The 15,563-nt window shown below is 70.0% G+C and carries 13 protein-coding genes; 9 read left to right on the top strand and 4 right to left on the bottom strand.

What is annotated here, in order from left to right; all coding sequences use genetic code 11:
- Positions 1–21: 21 nt before the first annotated feature.
- Positions 22–1,608, bottom strand: coding sequence for a thiamine pyrophosphate-binding protein (locus ACFWGZ_RS09905; RefSeq protein WP_382451102.1), 1,587 nt, complete (start codon positions 1,606–1,608; stop codon positions 22–24).
- Positions 1,609–1,760: 152 nt separating this feature from the next.
- On the opposite strand from ACFWGZ_RS09905, the gene ACFWGZ_RS09900 reads away from it, so the two are divergent.
- The 3 genes from ACFWGZ_RS09900 to ACFWGZ_RS09890 all read left to right on the top strand — a co-directional run bounded on the left by ACFWGZ_RS09900 (position 1,761) and on the right by ACFWGZ_RS09890 (position 3,787).
- Positions 1,761–2,114, top strand: a complete 354-nt coding sequence (locus ACFWGZ_RS09900; RefSeq protein ID WP_382451133.1) for a PLDc N-terminal domain-containing protein — start codon at positions 1,761–1,763, stop codon at positions 2,112–2,114.
- Between the two features lie 200 nt (positions 2,115–2,314).
- The gene (locus ACFWGZ_RS09895) at positions 2,315–3,133 is read left to right on the top strand and encodes a hypothetical protein (RefSeq protein ID WP_382451101.1); all 819 of its coding nucleotides are present in this window, start codon (positions 2,315–2,317) and stop codon (positions 3,131–3,133) included.
- 42 nt (positions 3,134–3,175) lie between these two features.
- Positions 3,176–3,787, top strand: coding sequence for an ANTAR domain-containing response regulator (locus ACFWGZ_RS09890; RefSeq protein ID WP_382451100.1), 612 nt, complete (start codon positions 3,176–3,178; stop codon positions 3,785–3,787).
- Here ACFWGZ_RS09890 and ACFWGZ_RS09885 read toward each other — a convergent pair.
- Positions 3,768–5,177 (bottom strand): hypothetical protein, encoded by a 1,410-nt coding sequence (locus ACFWGZ_RS09885; RefSeq protein ID WP_382451099.1) that lies wholly within the window; start codon positions 5,175–5,177, stop codon positions 3,768–3,770. The two genes, ACFWGZ_RS09890 and ACFWGZ_RS09885, sit on opposite strands and share 20 nt — an antisense overlap.
- A 450-nt stretch (positions 5,178–5,627) precedes the next feature.
- Between ACFWGZ_RS09885 and ACFWGZ_RS09880 the strand changes: the two genes are divergently transcribed.
- The 5 genes from ACFWGZ_RS09880 (at position 5,628) to ACFWGZ_RS09860 (ending at position 11,087) form a co-directional block, all read left to right on the top strand.
- Positions 5,628–6,854 carry a branched-chain amino acid ABC transporter substrate-binding protein gene (locus ACFWGZ_RS09880; RefSeq protein WP_382451098.1) on the top strand — a complete coding sequence of 409 codons (1,227 nt, stop codon included), beginning with the start codon at positions 5,628–5,630 and terminating at the stop codon, positions 6,852–6,854.
- A 78-nt stretch (positions 6,855–6,932) separates the two neighbouring features.
- Positions 6,933–7,847: a branched-chain amino acid ABC transporter permease gene (locus ACFWGZ_RS09875; RefSeq protein ID WP_382451097.1), complete on the top strand. Its 915-nt coding sequence runs from the start codon at positions 6,933–6,935 to the stop codon at positions 7,845–7,847.
- On the top strand, positions 7,844–9,568 hold the full coding sequence (locus ACFWGZ_RS09870) for a branched-chain amino acid ABC transporter permease (RefSeq protein ID WP_382451096.1): 1,725 nt from the start codon (positions 7,844–7,846) through the stop codon (positions 9,566–9,568). Before ACFWGZ_RS09875 ends, ACFWGZ_RS09870 begins: the two co-directional genes overlap by 4 nt.
- Positions 9,565–10,374: an ABC transporter ATP-binding protein gene (locus tag ACFWGZ_RS09865; RefSeq protein ID WP_382451095.1), complete on the top strand. Its 810-nt coding sequence runs from the start codon at positions 9,565–9,567 to the stop codon at positions 10,372–10,374. The genes ACFWGZ_RS09870 and ACFWGZ_RS09865 overlap by 4 nt, the downstream gene beginning before the upstream one ends.
- Positions 10,371–11,087 (top strand): ABC transporter ATP-binding protein, encoded by a 717-nt coding sequence (locus ACFWGZ_RS09860; protein ID WP_382451094.1) that lies wholly within the window; start codon positions 10,371–10,373, stop codon positions 11,085–11,087. The genes ACFWGZ_RS09865 and ACFWGZ_RS09860 overlap by 4 nt, the downstream gene beginning before the upstream one ends.
- Positions 11,088–11,141: 54 nt before the next feature.
- Here ACFWGZ_RS09860 and ACFWGZ_RS09855 read toward each other — a convergent pair whose 3' ends face one another.
- Positions 11,142–12,314 carry an alpha/beta hydrolase family protein gene (locus ACFWGZ_RS09855; RefSeq protein WP_382451093.1) on the bottom strand — a complete coding sequence of 391 codons (1,173 nt, stop codon included), beginning with the start codon at positions 12,312–12,314 and terminating at the stop codon, positions 11,142–11,144.
- Between the two features lie 76 nt (positions 12,315–12,390).
- Positions 12,391–12,750, bottom strand: coding sequence for a hotdog fold thioesterase (locus ACFWGZ_RS09850; protein WP_382451132.1), 360 nt, complete (start codon positions 12,748–12,750; stop codon positions 12,391–12,393).
- A 154-nt stretch (positions 12,751–12,904) separates the two neighbouring features.
- Between ACFWGZ_RS09850 and polA the strand changes: the two genes are divergently transcribed.
- The gene (polA, locus tag ACFWGZ_RS09845; RefSeq protein WP_382451131.1) at positions 12,905–15,529 is read left to right on the top strand and encodes a DNA polymerase I; all 2,625 of its coding nucleotides are present in this window, start codon (positions 12,905–12,907) and stop codon (positions 15,527–15,529) included.
- Positions 15,530–15,563: the final 34 nt, after the last annotated feature.

Genomic DNA, 15,563 nt, shown 5'->3' with positions numbered 1-15,563 from the left:
CGGTACCGGCAGGACGCCTGGTCAGGTGGTGTTTCGCCGGTACCAGCGGGGCGAGGTGTTCACCGGCGGGCGCAGGCTCGCCCCGACCACGATCATGGCGGGACCGGAGGTGGCGGCCAGCGCGTCCGCCAGCCCGTCGAAGCCCTGCAGCGAGACGGCCGGGATGCCGAAGCTCTCCGCGAGCTTCACGAAGTCCGGCCGGGTCAGGTCGACGCCGGTGGTCGCGTGCCCGGCGGCGCGCTGGTCGTAGCGCAGCATGCCGTAGCCGCCGTCGTCGACGAGGACGATCGTCACCGGCAGGTCCTCCTGCCGGAGCGTGGCGAGGTCTCCGCACGCGAACAGGAAGCCGCCGTCCCCGACCACCGCGATCGTCCTGCGCGCCACGGCCGCGCCGATCGCCGCCGGGAAGCCGAAGCCGAGCGTGCCCCAGCCGACCGGGTATGCGAGGCCGCGTGCGCCGGTGACGTGGTGGAAGCCGCCGATCCAGTAGCCGGGAATGCACATGTCGGCGACGACCATCGCGTCGGTTCCTTCGAGTGCGCCCAGGAACGTCATGGCTTCGGGCGAGTCGGCCTCCGCGAACGCGCGCACGTCGGCGTTGACCGCGCCGACGTCGAAGACGGCTTCTTTTTCGCCGACCACGTCCGCGAGTGCGGAGGTGACCGCGGCCGCGTCGCCCACGAGCGTGACGTCGGCCGGGTAGTTCTTGTTCGCCTCGGCCTCGTCGACATTGATGGCCAGCAGTGCGGACGGCTTGGGCTGCAACCAGTTCTGCGTCATCATGCCGTCGAAGTCCGTGCCGATCGCGATCACGAGGTCGGCCTCGTCCCACAGCCTGCCCACGGGCGGTGCGTGCACCGGGCCCCTTACGACGTAAGGACTGTTCGCCAGTCCGCGTGCGCCATACGTGGTGATGATCGGTGCTCGGAGCTTCTCCGCCAACGACTCGACGGCGGTGCCGGCGCCCGAACGCGCCGCGCCGCCACCGGCCCAGATCAGGGGCCGGGTCGCCCGCGCGATCAACGCCGCCGCATCGGTCAGGTCGGGGACGAGGTGGGTCTCCTCGACCCTCTCCGGCACGTGGCGCGGAACCTCCGCCGTGAGGAAATCCGTTGGCACGCCGAGGTAAACGGGTCCCTGCGGGCTCCGCAGGGCCTGGTGGACGGCCCGGTCGGCGCACGCGCCCAGTTCGTGCGCGGCGGGCACGTCGAACGACGCCTTGGTGACCGGCTCGAACATCGCCTTCTGGTCCCGCGTCTCGTGCAGCACGCCCCGGTGGACGCCGGGGCGCCGCAGGGTCGACGGGATGTCGGTGGCGATCACCAGCACCGGACTGCCCGACGACCAGGCCTCACCGGTGGCGCCCACTGTGTTCGCCGCGCCGGGTCCGGTGGTCACGACCGCCACGCCGAGCTTGCCCGTGGCGCGCGCGTAACCGTCCGCCGCGTAGACCGCGGTCTGCTCGTGGCGCACGCCGATCATGCGGAGTCCGGGACGGGTGCGCAGCGCCTCCCAGACGGCGAGGTTGTGCACGCCGGGCAGGCCGAACACGACCTCGACGTCGTGCGCGGCCAGCACTTCCAGCAGGGTCTCGGCACCGTTCGGCATGCGGCCGACGCTAAGACCCGCTTGGCGCGGCGGCAACGGACGCGCAGCAGTTCTGGTGCTCAGCGACATCCGTCCCATCGCTGGTGAAACAGCTCTCGAGCGGAGGTCGTTTGTGCCACGATGGTCGGCGATCGCGCTACCTGGGGGTGGAGATGCTGTACTTCGGCGGTCTGTTCGGCATGCTCGTGCTGGGCATGGTGATCTTCGCGGTGGTGGACGTGGTCACGACCGACGACGGCTCCGTGCGCAACCTGCCGAAGCTGTTGTGGCTGCTGCTGGTGCTGCTGTTCCCGTTGGTGGGGTCCATCGCGTGGTTCGTCGCCGGACGTCCGGTCGCGGGGAGCAGTCGTGTGCGCTTCGGTGCGCACGAACGCAGTGCGCCCGCCTTCCCCGAGTACGACCGGCCGGGCCGGTTCGCGGCCACGAGCGCGGCGGACGACGAGGAGTTCCTCCGCCGGTGCCGGGAGCGCGCGGAGGAACAACGGCGCAAGGCTCGCGGCGAGTGAGAAAACCGGGTGCGCCGGTCCGGTAACGTGGTCGGTGGCGTCCGAGCAGACGTGAGGCTGGAGCCGCTCCCCGGCAGTGGGCGGCAGACTCCGCCGCAGTGTTCAGCAACTCCTGCTCACCGAAGCGAACCGACCACGTAGACGCGTGCACATGCGTCCTTGTCGTGCCGAGCCGGGCGGCGGAAACGAGGACTGCTGCCATGGCACGTCTGTCCACCACGGACCAGCTCGCCGACCTGCGGCGCGCCTACACGGGCGAGAACCTGTCCCAGGCGGTCCCGGCCGTCCGCGACGGCGCCCCGCTGCCCGCCGCCGGCACCGGGGCGCAGCGACGGCTCGAGGCCCGCACGCTGGTCGCGGCGTGCACCGCCGCGAGCGTGCTCCAGCTGATGCCGCCCGCGAGCATCGTCAGGCCCTGCCACGTGTTCCGGACCGTGGAACCGGGGGAGACCCCCAAGCTGCACCTGAACGACCGGGCGCTGGGGCCGCTGCTGTTCGAGCTGCTGCCGCGCACCGAGGGCGGCTTCGGCATAGGGGTCGCGGGCCTGCGGCACCAGCAGTACCGGCGGTCGTCCGAACTGACGACCGGTGACGCCGCCATCGTCCTCGTCGGGGTCGACGAGGACGCGTGGGACCTCGGCATGCGCTACGTGCGCTGGATGCACGAGTTCCGCGGCGTCGAGTACACCGACGGCGGCGGCAACGACGACGACATCGCCGACGCCGCCACTGGGAGCGCTCTCCTGCGCCGGGTGCACCTGTGGCACGACGCGAGCTGGTTGCGGGCGCTCCCCCTGGACGGGGCGTGGTTCGCCGAGTGGGCGGGCGGGCCCTCCGAGGCGGAGGTCCGCGAGCGGCTCGGGCACCCGGAGTTCGGCACGTCCGCGCAGGTCTCGCTGCGTCGCCTCGACCCGCCTGCCGAGGACGTCGAGGAGGGGCTGCGGACCTACCCGTGGCCGGAGGAGTTCGTGTCTGCCGTCACGGCCGCCGAGCCTGATCAGGGGCCTGACCGCCGGTAGACTGCCCTTTCGCCCGCAGGAACGATCGTCAGGAGGACCCCGGTGACCCAGCAGGCTGCCGAGGCCCAAACCGAAGCCACGCGCAAGGCCCCCCGCGTGCTCGTCGCGGAGGACGAGGCGCTGATCCGCCTCGACCTCGTGGAGATGCTCCGCGAGGAGGGCTACGACGTGGCGGGGGAGGCCGCTGATGGCGAAGAGGCCATCAAGCTCGCGTCCGAGCTCGACCCCGACCTCGTGATCCTGGACGTCAAGATGCCCAAGGTCGACGGGATCGAGGCGGCGCAGCACATCGCGGGCAACCGGATCGCGCCGGTCGTGATCCTCACCGCGTTCAGCCAGCGCGACCTGGTCGAACGCGCCCGCGACGCCGGTGCGATGGCCTACCTGGTCAAGCCGTTCGCGAAGCGGGACCTCGTGCCCGCGATCGAGCTGGCGATCAGCCGGTTCACCGAGCTGGCCGCGCTGGAGCAGGAGGTCGCGGGGCTGACCGAGCGCCTCGAGACGCGCAAGGTCGTGGAACGGGCCAAGGGCGTGCTCATGACCAAGCAGGGACTGAGCGAGCCGGAGGCGTTCCGGTGGGTGCAGCGCACCGCCATGGACCGCCGCACGACGATGAAGGCCGTCGCGGAAGCCGTCATCGAGAACTTCGGCTGAGTTCCAGCCACACGGAGTTCGTCTGCCGCCCCGGATCCTCGGGGCGCAGGCGAACTTCGACGTTGTGGCTGCCCTTCAGCGAGAGCACGAGCTCGTGCCGGCCGCCGACACCACCCGGAATCGGCAGCGTCGCGGCGTGGCCGCTGTCCACGTACACCTCAAAGCCCGCCACGGGCGCCACTGAGCGCGCGGCGGACGCGTCGAGGGTGATCGCCAGTGTCGCCTCGTTCGGGGTCACACGGATCAACTCAGCCGTCATCACGGGCAAAACGGGCGGTGGCTCGGGAACGACGTTCCCCGCCCGCACCGGCGACCGGCCCGGCACCTCGAAGTAGCTCTCCAGCACCTGGGCCTGCGACGCGCCGGGCATCCGCAGCACGAACGGCGTCAGCGCGTCCGGCCCGTCCTGCGCGAGCAGCTCGGCCGGCACGTCGCCGACGACGGTCAGCTCGCCGTTCTCCGCGGTGGACCACCCGCCGACCACCGGCCGCATCGGCACCCGTGCCGTTCCGAGCTGCGCGACCAGGCCGTTCAGGTCGCCGCCGTCGCCTATGCGCACCGTCGCCCGCAGTCGCGCCGACGACGCTCCACGCAGCGGAGCGCGCGCTGTGCCGATGCCGGGTGCCTCCTCCTCGGGCTCCAGCACGCGCAACGTCCCCGCCACGACCTGCGTCTCGGTCACGTCGGCGGGCGCCTGCACCGGCGTGGAGAGGCCGATCGCGTCGATCTCGACCCGTCCGGGGTAGCCGGGCGGCGGGGTCACCCCGACCAGCACGCTCGCCTCGCGCCACGACGGCACCACGGGTGACGTGGCGATCTGCGCGCCGTCCTGCAGCACGCGCACACCGGTCCGCGTCAGCACCACCTCGAACCGGTGCAGCACGCCCGCCCCGCGCGTCCCCAGCAGGACGGAGTCGTTCACCACCACCCGCACCGCCTCGGCGGGGGGCACGGGCCCGGTGCGGTCCGGAGTCCCGGGGACCAGGTCGACCACGAGCTCGCCGTGCGGCCCGGCGGCGTCCGTCACGACCGCCACCCGGCCCAGCTCGTCCGCCTGCCGCAGCCGCAGGAGCGCCCGCGAGCGCAGCACCGCCGCGTCGTTGCCGCACGGCATGTCGAGCACGAGCCTGCCGGAGCCCGACAACGGGTTCACGCACCCCCGCCGGGCGCTCAGGTGGTACCGCCGCTCGAGGAACGGGTCGTCGAACTCGTCCAGGCCTCCGGCGAACGCCCGTCGCCACGAGTCGTCACCGGCGCGCTCCTCTGCACGAACGGGTGAAGAACGTCGTCCGAAGGCGTCGACCGCGCGGACCTGCGGACGCCCGGATCCCGCGATCTCAGGCGTGGCGACGAGCCTGCCGTCGACCTCGTAGCCGGCGGCGCCGGTCACGGGGGTCCAGTGGACCCTGCCGTCACTGCTCCAGACGGAGGATGGTGGTTCGGGTCCAGCCGGTTGAGACGGCAAAGTGACGAAGCCGGCGGCGTACTGTGTCAGTCGTACCGTCTCTGAACTGGGCTTATCAGGAGCCTCGTCGGCCTCGCGCAGCACCAGCACCGCCGTGCCGAGCACGGCGGCGGCGCACACGAGTGCGACCAACCGACGACGCGGAGTCATACGTCCACGTTATGGCAGCCGTCCAAAGAGTGAACTGGAGTTACGGTATGTGACATTCCTTAAACAAAACATAACGCCGAGTTGCGTTATGGTCACGAGCCCATTGGCCTTGATGACTGCGGTCACAGTCATCGCCTAGGTTCCGGCCATCCCTCAGGAGAGGGTGATGGAGCGGCGCGCGGAGATCTCGCGTTGCCGGGAGCAGGGATAGAGGAGGGACATCACGTGCGTAAGCACTCTGTGAAGTCCGCAGCGATGGTCGGCGCGGCGCTGCTTGTTCTTGCAGCCTGTGGCTCGAACAAGGATGAAGCCGGCGGCAACAACGGGGGCAGCTGCGACACGTCGAAGGGCACTCTGACCGTCGGTGTTGTCGCTCCGCTGTCTGGCAACCTGTCCGCTCTGGGCCTGGGCATCAAGCAGTCCGCCGAGCTCGCGGTGGACGAGGCGAACAAGAAGTGCACGGTCAAGGGCTACAAGCTGACCGTGTCCGCCCAGGACGACGAGGCCAACCCCGCCAAGGGTGCTCAGGCCGCCACGAAGCTGTCGACCGACCCGAACGTCGTCGGTGTCGTCGGCACGCTGAACTCGTCGGTCGCCCAGACCGTGCAGCCGATCCTGCGGGACAAGAAGATCCCCCAGGTGTCGCCCGCCAACACGAACCCGTCGCTCACCAGGGGCAACGACTTCCTGACGGCCCCCAAGCGCCAGTTCGACAACTACTTCCGCGTCTGCACCACCGACGACCTGCAGGGCCCGTACGCGGCCAACTACCTCGTCGAGAAGGCCGGCAAGAAGAAGATCGCCATCATCACCGACGGCAAGACCTACGGCGAGGGCCTCGCCGCGGAGCTGTCGAAGCAGGTCGCCAAGAAGGGCGGCACGATCGTCGGCTCCGAGAAGGTCGGCGAGAAGGACACCGACTTCTCCGGTGTCATCTCCAAGATCAAGGCGCTCGCGCCGGAGGCCGTCTACTACGGCGGTGAGTACCCGGTCGCCGGTCCGCTCTCGAAGCAGATGGCGTCCGCCGGTCTCAACGTCCCGCTGATGGGCGGCGACGGCATCTTCGACGGCAAGTACATCGAGCTCGGCGGCAAGGAGGGCGACCTCGCCACCTCCGTCGGCGCCCCGACCGAGTCCCTGGCCACCGCCAAGGCCTTCGTCGACGCCTACAAGGCGAAGTTCGGCAAGGAGGACTACGCCGCCTACGGTGCGTTCTCCTACGACGCCGCGAACGCCATCATCGGCGGCCTGGCCAAGACCGTCGACGGCGCTGCCTGGGACGAGTCGAAGCGCGACGCGATGCTGCAGAACGTCGGCTCCTACAGCGGCTCCGGCGCCACCGGTGAGGTCAAGTTCGACCAGTACGGCGACAGCACGAACAAGGTGCTGACGGTCTACTCGGTGACCTCGGGCAAGTGGAAGGACGTTCAGACCGGCGAGTTCACCGGCTGATCGACTACCTAGTCACTGATTGAAGCCACGGCGGGGGCGGGCGTTGTTTGCTCGCCCCCGCCGTCTACGGAGGTAGTCGTGTCAGTCCTGCTCCAACAGCTGGCCAACGGGGTCGTGCAGGGTGCGTTGATCGCCCTGATCGCCCTCGGGTACACGATGGTGTACGGCATCATCCAGCTGATCAACTTCGCCCACGGCGAGGTGTTCATGGTGGCCTCGTACGGAGGCCTCGCCACGTTCACGCTTCTTCCGGGAGACCTCCAGAAGACGCCGGCCGTGGCACTGCCGCTCATGTTCGTCGGCGGCATCCTGGTGGCGGTCGTCGTCGCCCTGATCATGGAACGGTTCGCCTACCGGCCGTTGCGCAACGCGCCCCGGCTGGCCCCGCTCATCACAGCGCTCGGCGTGTCCGTGTTCCTGCAGGAAGCCGTGCGCGTGTGGTACCCCGACGCCACGTCGAACCTGCCGTACCCGAAGGTCTTCCCGGAGGGCAACCTGTCCCTCGGCCCGATCAACGTGCCGTGGACCGGCGTGCTGCTCGTGGTCCTCTCGGTCGGTCTGTCGGTCGTCCTGCAGACCTACATCAACAAGTCGCGGATGGGCCGGGCGATGCGCGCCACCGCGCAGGACCCCGACACCGCGAAGCTGATGGGCGTCAACCCCGACCGCGTGATCGTGATGACGTTCCTCTTCGGCGCCGTGCTCGCGGGCGTCGCCGGCGTCATGTACGGCGGCTACCTGAGCAACATCAACATCGACATGGGCTTCCAGAACGGCATCTTCGCCTTCACGGCGGCCGTCCTGGGCGGCGTCGGCAGCATCCGCGGCGCGGTCATCGGCGCGTTCATCATCGGTCTGATCAAGACCCTGGCCGGCCAGTACATGCCGGGCGGAACCCAGTACGACTACGTGTGGATCTTCGTCGTGCTGATCCTCGTGCTCGTCTTCCGCCCGCAGGGTCTGTTCGGCGAGCCGGAAAGGGTGCGCGCATGAGCACGGTTGACACGTCCTCTGGCGTGGTGGCGAAGCGTTCCGCGCTCGCACCCCTGGGCAAGCCGTTCGCGATCGCCGGCGGTGTGCTCGGCATCGTCGCCGCGCTCCTGCCGTGGGTCACGTTCGCCCTCAACGACGGCAACTGGCCGGACAAGTCGACGCTGCAGTTCTTCGACGCGCCGTTCGCCGTCACGGGCTTCCGCTGGCACGTGCTGCTGCTCGGCGTGCTCGTCCTCGTCGCGACCTTCGCGCCGATCCCCTCGCGCGGCCGGGTCGTCCGGGCGCTCGGCTGGGGTCTCACCGCCGTGTCGTTCGTCAACGCGGCGTACATCACGGTCAAGGGCGGCGGCCTCGGCGCCATCACGGCCCTCGACGGTGCGACGGCGTTCGGCGGCGTCGTGGGCATCGTGGCCGGTGTGCTGACGATCCTCGCGGGCTACGGCATCGGCATCGAACCGGTGGGCGCGTGGAAGTTCAAGGTCGCGACCCCGGTCGCGTACCTGGTGCTGCTGGTCTCGTTCGCCGCGGTGCTCTACGCCGTCGCGGCGATGCTGACCACCGGCGGCGTCGGCAGCTCGAACCCGTACGCGGGCGCGATCTTCCTGTCGTTCCTCGGTTTCGCCGGCGGTGTGCTCGGCGCGCTGAGCGGCGTCGGGTTCGTCCGCTGGATCTCGGTCCTGTCCGAGCAGCACCGTGTGTTCAGCGTGATCGTGCTGGCGGCGTGCGCGCTGCTGCTGCCGCTCACCGACGCGGGCAACGAGTACTGGATGACGGTCGCGGCGAACATCGGCATCTACGCCGCCACCGCGATCGGCCTGAACATCGTCGTCGGCCTTGCGGGTCTGCTCGACCTCGGCTACGTGGCGTTCATGGGCATCGGCGCCCTCGTGGCGGCGAACTTCTCCGGTGCGGCCACCGCCCACTTCGGCATCGAGCTGCCGTTCCCCGTGGCCGCGGTCATCGCCGCGGTCGTGGCCGGCATCTTCGGCGCCATCGTCGGTTCGCCGACGCTGCGGGTCCGCGGTGACTACCTCGCGATCGTGACGCTGGCGTTCGGTGAGATCTTCACCCGCTCCGCGCAGAACGACATCGGCGGCATCACCAACGGCTCCAACGCCATCCCGGGCATCCCGGCGCTGTCGCTGTTCGGCACCGAGTTCAACAAGTCGATCACGCTCGGCGGCCTGAAGCTGCCCGCGGGTGTCCTCTACTACGTCCTGATCGTGCTGCTCGTCGCGGCGACGATGGCGGTGTTCGCGAACCTCAAGTTCAGCCGCATCGGCCGGGCGTGGATCGCGATCCGCGAGGACGAGGACGCCGCCCGCGCGATGGGCATCCGCACCGGCAAGATGAAGATCCTCGCGTTCCTCATCGGTGCCATGCTCGCGGGTCTCGCGGGCGCGGTGTTCGCGCACAAGAACGGCACCGTGTCGTACGAGTCGTTCAAGTTCCTCGAGTCGATCACGTTGCTGGCGGCGGTCATCCTCGGCGGCATGGGGTCGATCCCCGGCGCCGTCCTCGGTGCCGCGCTGCTGTTCGTGCTGCCCGAGAAGCTGCGGGACTTCGAGGACTACCGCCTGATGATCTTCGGCCTCGCGCTGATCCTCATCATGCGGTTCCGGCCGGTCGGCCTGATCCCCGATGCGCACAGGCGTGCTGAGATGGTCGAGCGCGCCGACGAGAACGCCGAAGAGGCGCATGTGGAGGCGAAGAAGGCATGAGCACGCCAGTTTTGGAGGCGCGCGACGTCTCGATGGTCTTCGGTGGCCTCAAGGCGTTGAAGGGCGTCACGCTGACGCTCGACGAAGGCAAGATCGTCGGCCTGATCGGCCCGAACGGCGCGGGGAAGACCACGTTCTTCAACTGCCTGACGGGTCTCTACACGCCGACCACGGGGCAGGTGCTGCTCAAGGGCGACGTCCTGCCCGGTGACCCGGCGAAGGTGACGGACGCGGGCGTGGCCCGCACGTTCCAGAACATCCGCCTGTTCCCCAGCATGACCGTGCTGGAGAACGTCATGGTCGGCCGGCACGTCCGGATGAAGCAGGGCCCGCTGGCCTCGCTGTTCCACGGGCCCGCCTACCACCGCGGTGAGAAGGCGGCGCGCGAGCGGTCGCGGGAGCTGCTCGCGTTCGTCGGCCTCAAGAACGTCGACGACGAGCTCTCGCGCAACCTCCCGTACGGCGACCAGCGCCGTCTCGAGATCGCGCGCGCGTTGGCGACGGATCCGGCGGTGCTGCTGCTGGACGAGCCCACGGCAGGCATGAACCCGCAGGAGACGGAAGCGACGCAGCAGCTGATCTTCCGCATCCGCGAGACGGGTGTGTCCGTCGTCGTCATCGAGCACGACATCAAGTTCATCTTCGGGCTGTGCGACTCGGTCTCCGTGCTCGTGCAGGGCGAACTGCTCGTCGAGGGCAGCCCCGAGGTCGTGCGGGCGGACCCGCGGGTGGTCGAGGCCTACCTCGGCAAGCCGCCGGAGGAAGTCCAGTCCGACGTCGAGGCCGCGAAGGGAGAGCAGGCATGAGCCCGCTGCTCGAAGTCCGCAACCTGTCGGTCGCCTACGGCGCGATCGAGGCCGTCCGCGACATCTCGTTCACGGTCGAGGCCGGCCAGATCGTGTCGCTCATCGGCTCGAACGGTGCGGGCAAGACCACGACCCTGCGGACCATCTCCGGTCTGCTGCGCCCGGCGTCCGGCGAGATCCTGTTCCAGGGCAAGCCGATCCACGCCGAGCCGGCGCACGCGATCCTGGGCATGGGCATCTCGCACTCGCCCGAGGGCCGGCGGCTCTTCCCGCGGATGACCGTGGAGGAGAACCTGCAGCTCGGTGCCTACGTCCGCAAGGACGACGGCGTGCAGGCCGACATGCAGCGCGTGTACGACCTCTTCCCCGTCCTGGGGGAGCGGCGGCACAACAAGGCCGGGCTCTTCTCCGGTGGTGAGCAGCAGATGCTCGCCATCGGCCGCGCGATGATGTCCAAGCCCCGCCTGCTGATGCTCGACGAGCCCTCCATGGGTCTCTCGCCGATCATGACGCAGCGGATCTTCGACACCATCAAGGAGCTCCAGTCGCTCGGCACCACCATTCTGCTGGTGGAGCAGAACGCGCTGGCGGCGCTGGCCCTGTCGGACCACGGGTACGTGATCGACCTCGGCAGGACCACGCTCGACGGCCCGGGGCACTCGCTCCTGGCCGACCAGCGGGTGCGCGACGCGTACCTGGGCGAGGCCCACTGAGGGTTCGGTCGTGGGAGCGGGGCGGAGGACTTTCCTCCGCCCCGCTTCTTCGTGTCAGCCCCGGTCGAAGCTCGCGAGGATGCGGGGCAGGGCGATCTTGGCGGCCCTGCCGTGGCCCACGTCCGCGCCGAGGTCGACGAGCGTGCTGCGGGCGTGGTGCTGCTCGAGCCGCTGGTCGCAGTACTCGGACGTCTCCAGCAGCGTGTCGCGGTCGCCCGCCGAGGAGTAGAGCGTGACGGGCACCTCCGGGCGCCAGTCGCAGGTGCTGTCCGCCTCGCGCAGCCTCTCCTCGAGGACTCCGGTGGGGTGCTGGAGACGGGCGGCGTAGCTGTCGGTCAGGAGCTCCCGCACGGTCGCGGGGAGGCGCGCGAAGATGTCCTCGTTGCGGTGCTCGCCGTCGAAGAGGGCCTCGACCGACGGGTCGCGGAAGACCTCGGCCGGGTCGTCGTACAGGGGGAAGAGGCGGTTCCAGGCCACCGTCCAGTACGCCATGTACGCGACGCCGTTCTCGATCTCGCCGTTCAGCGCCCTGGCCACGAGCAGGCTCGGCCGGAACGGGCCGCCGATCGGGGCCAGTGCGCCCACGCGCAGGCGCGGGTCGGCGCCTCGCTGCAGGGCTTCGCCCAGGGCCATGGCCGCGTGGCCGCCCTGGGAGTGGCCGGTGATCATGACGCGCTGGTCGGGGCGCAGGCCGTGCGCGGTGGCGTACTCGCGGGTCGCCCGCAGTGCGTCGACCGAGGCCGTGACGGTGGACCTGGCGTCGACGTACGGGTGGAAGCCGGGGCCGGTGCCGAGGCCGAGGTAGTCCGGGGCGGTGGTCAGGTAGCCCGCCGAGGCGAACAGGTAGGTGGCGGCCCGGTCGTTGCCGTCCGCGACGGACGCGACGGAGCCCCGGTAGCCGGTGGTGCCGTGCAGCCAGGTGGCCTGGCGCGGAGTGCGGTCGCCGTTGCGCGGCAAGGCGATCAGCGCGCTCGCGGTGGTGGGTCTGCCGAACGCGTCGATGGTCCGGTAGGTGATGCGCTTCGCGTCCACCGCGAAGCGGACGCGCGAGGCGTCCAAGGCGTGGTCCCCCAGGTAGCCGACCAGCTGGGTGGTGTCCATCGTGGACACCGGGACGACGTCGAGGAGGCTGCCGCGAGCCGGGTGCGCGGACGCGGTGGCCGGGACCAGGGCCGCGACCACCGCACCGCACAGGACTGCCGCTGTCAGTCGAGTCGTGAAGGTCATGGACACACGATCTCGGGACCGTCCCGGTCGCACACTGGGGCTCACCGCAGAGAAGAGGTGGGGTTCACCCCAGTGCTCAGGCGCCCGGCGGCTTGGAGCGCAGCAGGCAGGTGAGGCGGGCGGTGCAGGTGCGGTTGCCGTCCTCGTCGGTCACCACGATCTCGTACGTCGTCGTGCTGCGGCCGAGGTGGATGGGGCGGGCCACGCCCGTGACGGTGCCCTCGCGCGCCGCCCGGTGGTGGGTGCAGGACAGCTCGAGGCCCACCGCGATGGAGCCGAACTGCGCCGCGTGCATCGCCGAGGCGATCGAGCCGAGCTGTTCGGCGAGCACGGCGTTCGCGCCGCCGTGCAGCAGGCCGAACGGCTGGCGGTTGCCCTTGACCGGCATCGTGCCGACCATCTCCTGGACATCCCATCGGGTGATTTCGATGCCCATGCGCGTGTGCAGCTGCTCGTCGGCGAACTCGAGAGGCAGGTCGAAGGTCACGCGCGCTCCAAGGGCTCAAGCAAAACTGTCAGACCCCCACCCTAGACTCGGGCCCGTGACTTCCTCAGACGTGAAGCGGCTCCTGCTCATCGACGGTCACTCGATGGCCTACCGAGCGTTCTACGCCCTGCCCGCCGAGAACTTCGTGACGAAGACGGGCCAGGTCACGAACGCCGTGTACGGCTTCACGTCCATGTTGATCAACATCCTGCGCGACGAGAAGCCCACGCACGTGGCGGTGGCGTTCGACGTCTCGCGCAAGACGTTCCGCTCCGAGCAGTACCCGGAGTACAAGGCCGGTCGCTCCTCGACGCCGGACGAGTTCCGCAGCCAGGTCTCCCTCATCAAGGACGTGCTCGCCACGCTGAGCATCCCCACGATGGAGAAGGAGAACTACGAGGCGGACGACATCATCGCGACCCTGACCACGCAGGCCGTGGCGCAGGGGGTCGAGGTGGAGATCGTCACCGGCGACCGCGACGCGTTCCAGCTGGTCAGCGACAAGGTCACGGTGCTGTACCCGGTCAAGGGCGTCTCGGAGATGGGCCGGTTCACCCCGGCCTACGTCGAGGAGAAGCACGGCGTGCGGCCCGAGCAGTACGCCGACTACGCGGCGGTGCGCGGCGACTCGTCGGACAACCTGCCGAACACGCCGGGCGTCGGCCCCAAGACGATCATCAAGCTGCTCAACCAGTTCGGCGGGCTCGACGAGCTGGTCGACCGCATCGACGAGGTGCCGGGCAAGGTCGGCGAGGCGCTGCGCGGCAACCTGGCCAACATCATCATGAACCGCCAGCTCACCGAGCTGGTCAAGGACGTCGAGCTGCCGTACGCGATCGACGGCCTCGAGGTGCGGCAGTGGGACCGCGACGCGGTGCACCGGCTGTTCGACGAGCTGGAGTTCCGCGTCCTGCGCGAGCGCCTGTTCCAGACGCTGACGACCGCCGAGCCCGAGGCCGAGGAGGGCTTCGAGGTCTCCGGCGGCGCGATCCCCGCGGGCACGCTCGGCCGGTGGCTCGGCGAGAACGCGCGCAAGACCCGCGTCGGCGTCGCCCTGCGCATCACGACCGACCTGGAGGGCGTCGCGCTCTGCACGGCCGACGGCGAGGGCGGGTACGTCGACGTCACGCAGCTGGACGAGGCCGACGAGCAGGCGCTCGCCGCGTGGCTCGCGGACGAGGGCGTCGCCAAGGCGGGCCACGACCTGAAGCTGCCGCTGCGCCGCGTGCGGGCGCGCGGGTGGAAGCTGCGCGGCCTCACCTCGGACACGGCGCTCGCCGCCTACCTGGTGCGTCCCGGCCAGCGCTCGTTCGCGCTCGACGACCTGGCGCTGCGCTACCTCAAGCGCGAGCTGCGCGCGGAGGAGTCGGGCGACGGCCAGCTGTCGCTGCTCTCCGACGAGTCCGAGGAGGCGCAGAAGGTCGCCACCGGCGCGATCCTGCGCGCGCGGGCCGTGGCCGAACTCGCCGACCGCCTCGACGAGGAGCTCGTCACGATCGGCGGCGCCGACCTGCTGGCGAACCTCGAGCTGCCGCTGATGAACGTGCTCGACGACGTGGAGGCCGTCGGCATCGCCATCGACGTCGACCACCTCTCGGAGCTGGAGTCTCACTTCGCGGCGGGCGTGAAGAACGCGGCGCAGGAGGCGTACGCGGTCATCGGCAAGGAGATCAACCTCGGCAGCCCGAAGCAGCTGCAGACGGTGCTCTTCGACGAGCTGAACATGCCGAAGACGAAGAAGACCAAGACCGGCTACACCACGGACGCGGACGCGCTGCAGAACCTGTTCGAGCAGACCGAGCACCCGTTCCTGCAGCACCTGCTCGCGCACCGCGACGTCACGCGGCTCAAGTCCACGGTGGACGGCCTGCTGAAGTCGGTGGCCGACGACGGCCGCATCCACACGACGTTCCACCAGACGATCGCCGCCACGGGCCGGCTGTCCTCGACGGACCCGAACCTGCAGAACATCCCGATCCGCACGGACGAGGGCCGCCGCATCCGCCAGGCGTTCGTCGTCGGCGAGGGCTACGCGGAGCTGATGACCGCGGACTACAGCCAGATCGAGATGCGGATCATGGCGACGCTGTCCGGCGACGAGGGCCTGATCGCGGCGTTCAACTCCGGCGAGGACCTGCACACCTACGTGGCGTCGCAGGCGTTCTCGATCCCCACCTCCGAGGTGACGGGCGAGATGCGCCGCCGCATCAAGGCGATGTCGTACGGCCTCGCGTACGGCCTGTCGGTGTTCGGCCTGTCGCAGCAGCTGCGCATCCCGACCGAAGAGGCGCGCGAGCAGATGGAGGCGTACTTCAACCGCTTCGGCGGTGTGCGCGACTACCTCAACGAGATCGTGAAGAAGGCGAGCAAGGACGGCTACACCGCGACCGTGCTCGGCCGCCGCCGCTACCTGCCCGACCTGAACTCCGACAACCGCCAGCGCCGCGAGATGGCCGAGCGCATGGCCCTCAACGCGCCGATCCAGGGCAGTGCGGCCGACATCATCAAGGTGGCCATGCTGGGCGTGTACCGCGCCCTGGAGTCGTCCGGCCTGCGGTCGCGCATGCTGCTGCAGGTCCACGACGAACTGGTGCTCGAGATCGCCGAGGGCGAGCGCGAGGCCGTGGAGGCCCTGGTGCGCGACCAGATGGGCAACGCCTACCAGCTCGACGTGCCGCTGGAGGTCTCGGTGGGCGTCGGCCGCTCGTGGGACGACGCCGCGCACTGACGCACGCGAGCCTCGCCGCCGGAGTGCGTGGCGG

This window comes from Lentzea sp. NPDC060358 (assembly GCF_042725365.1).
Lineage (GTDB): Bacteria > Actinomycetota > Actinomycetes > Mycobacteriales > Pseudonocardiaceae > Lentzea.
The sequence above is the reverse complement of the archived record's forward strand: the minus strand, read 5'-3'. Positions and strand labels throughout refer to the sequence as shown.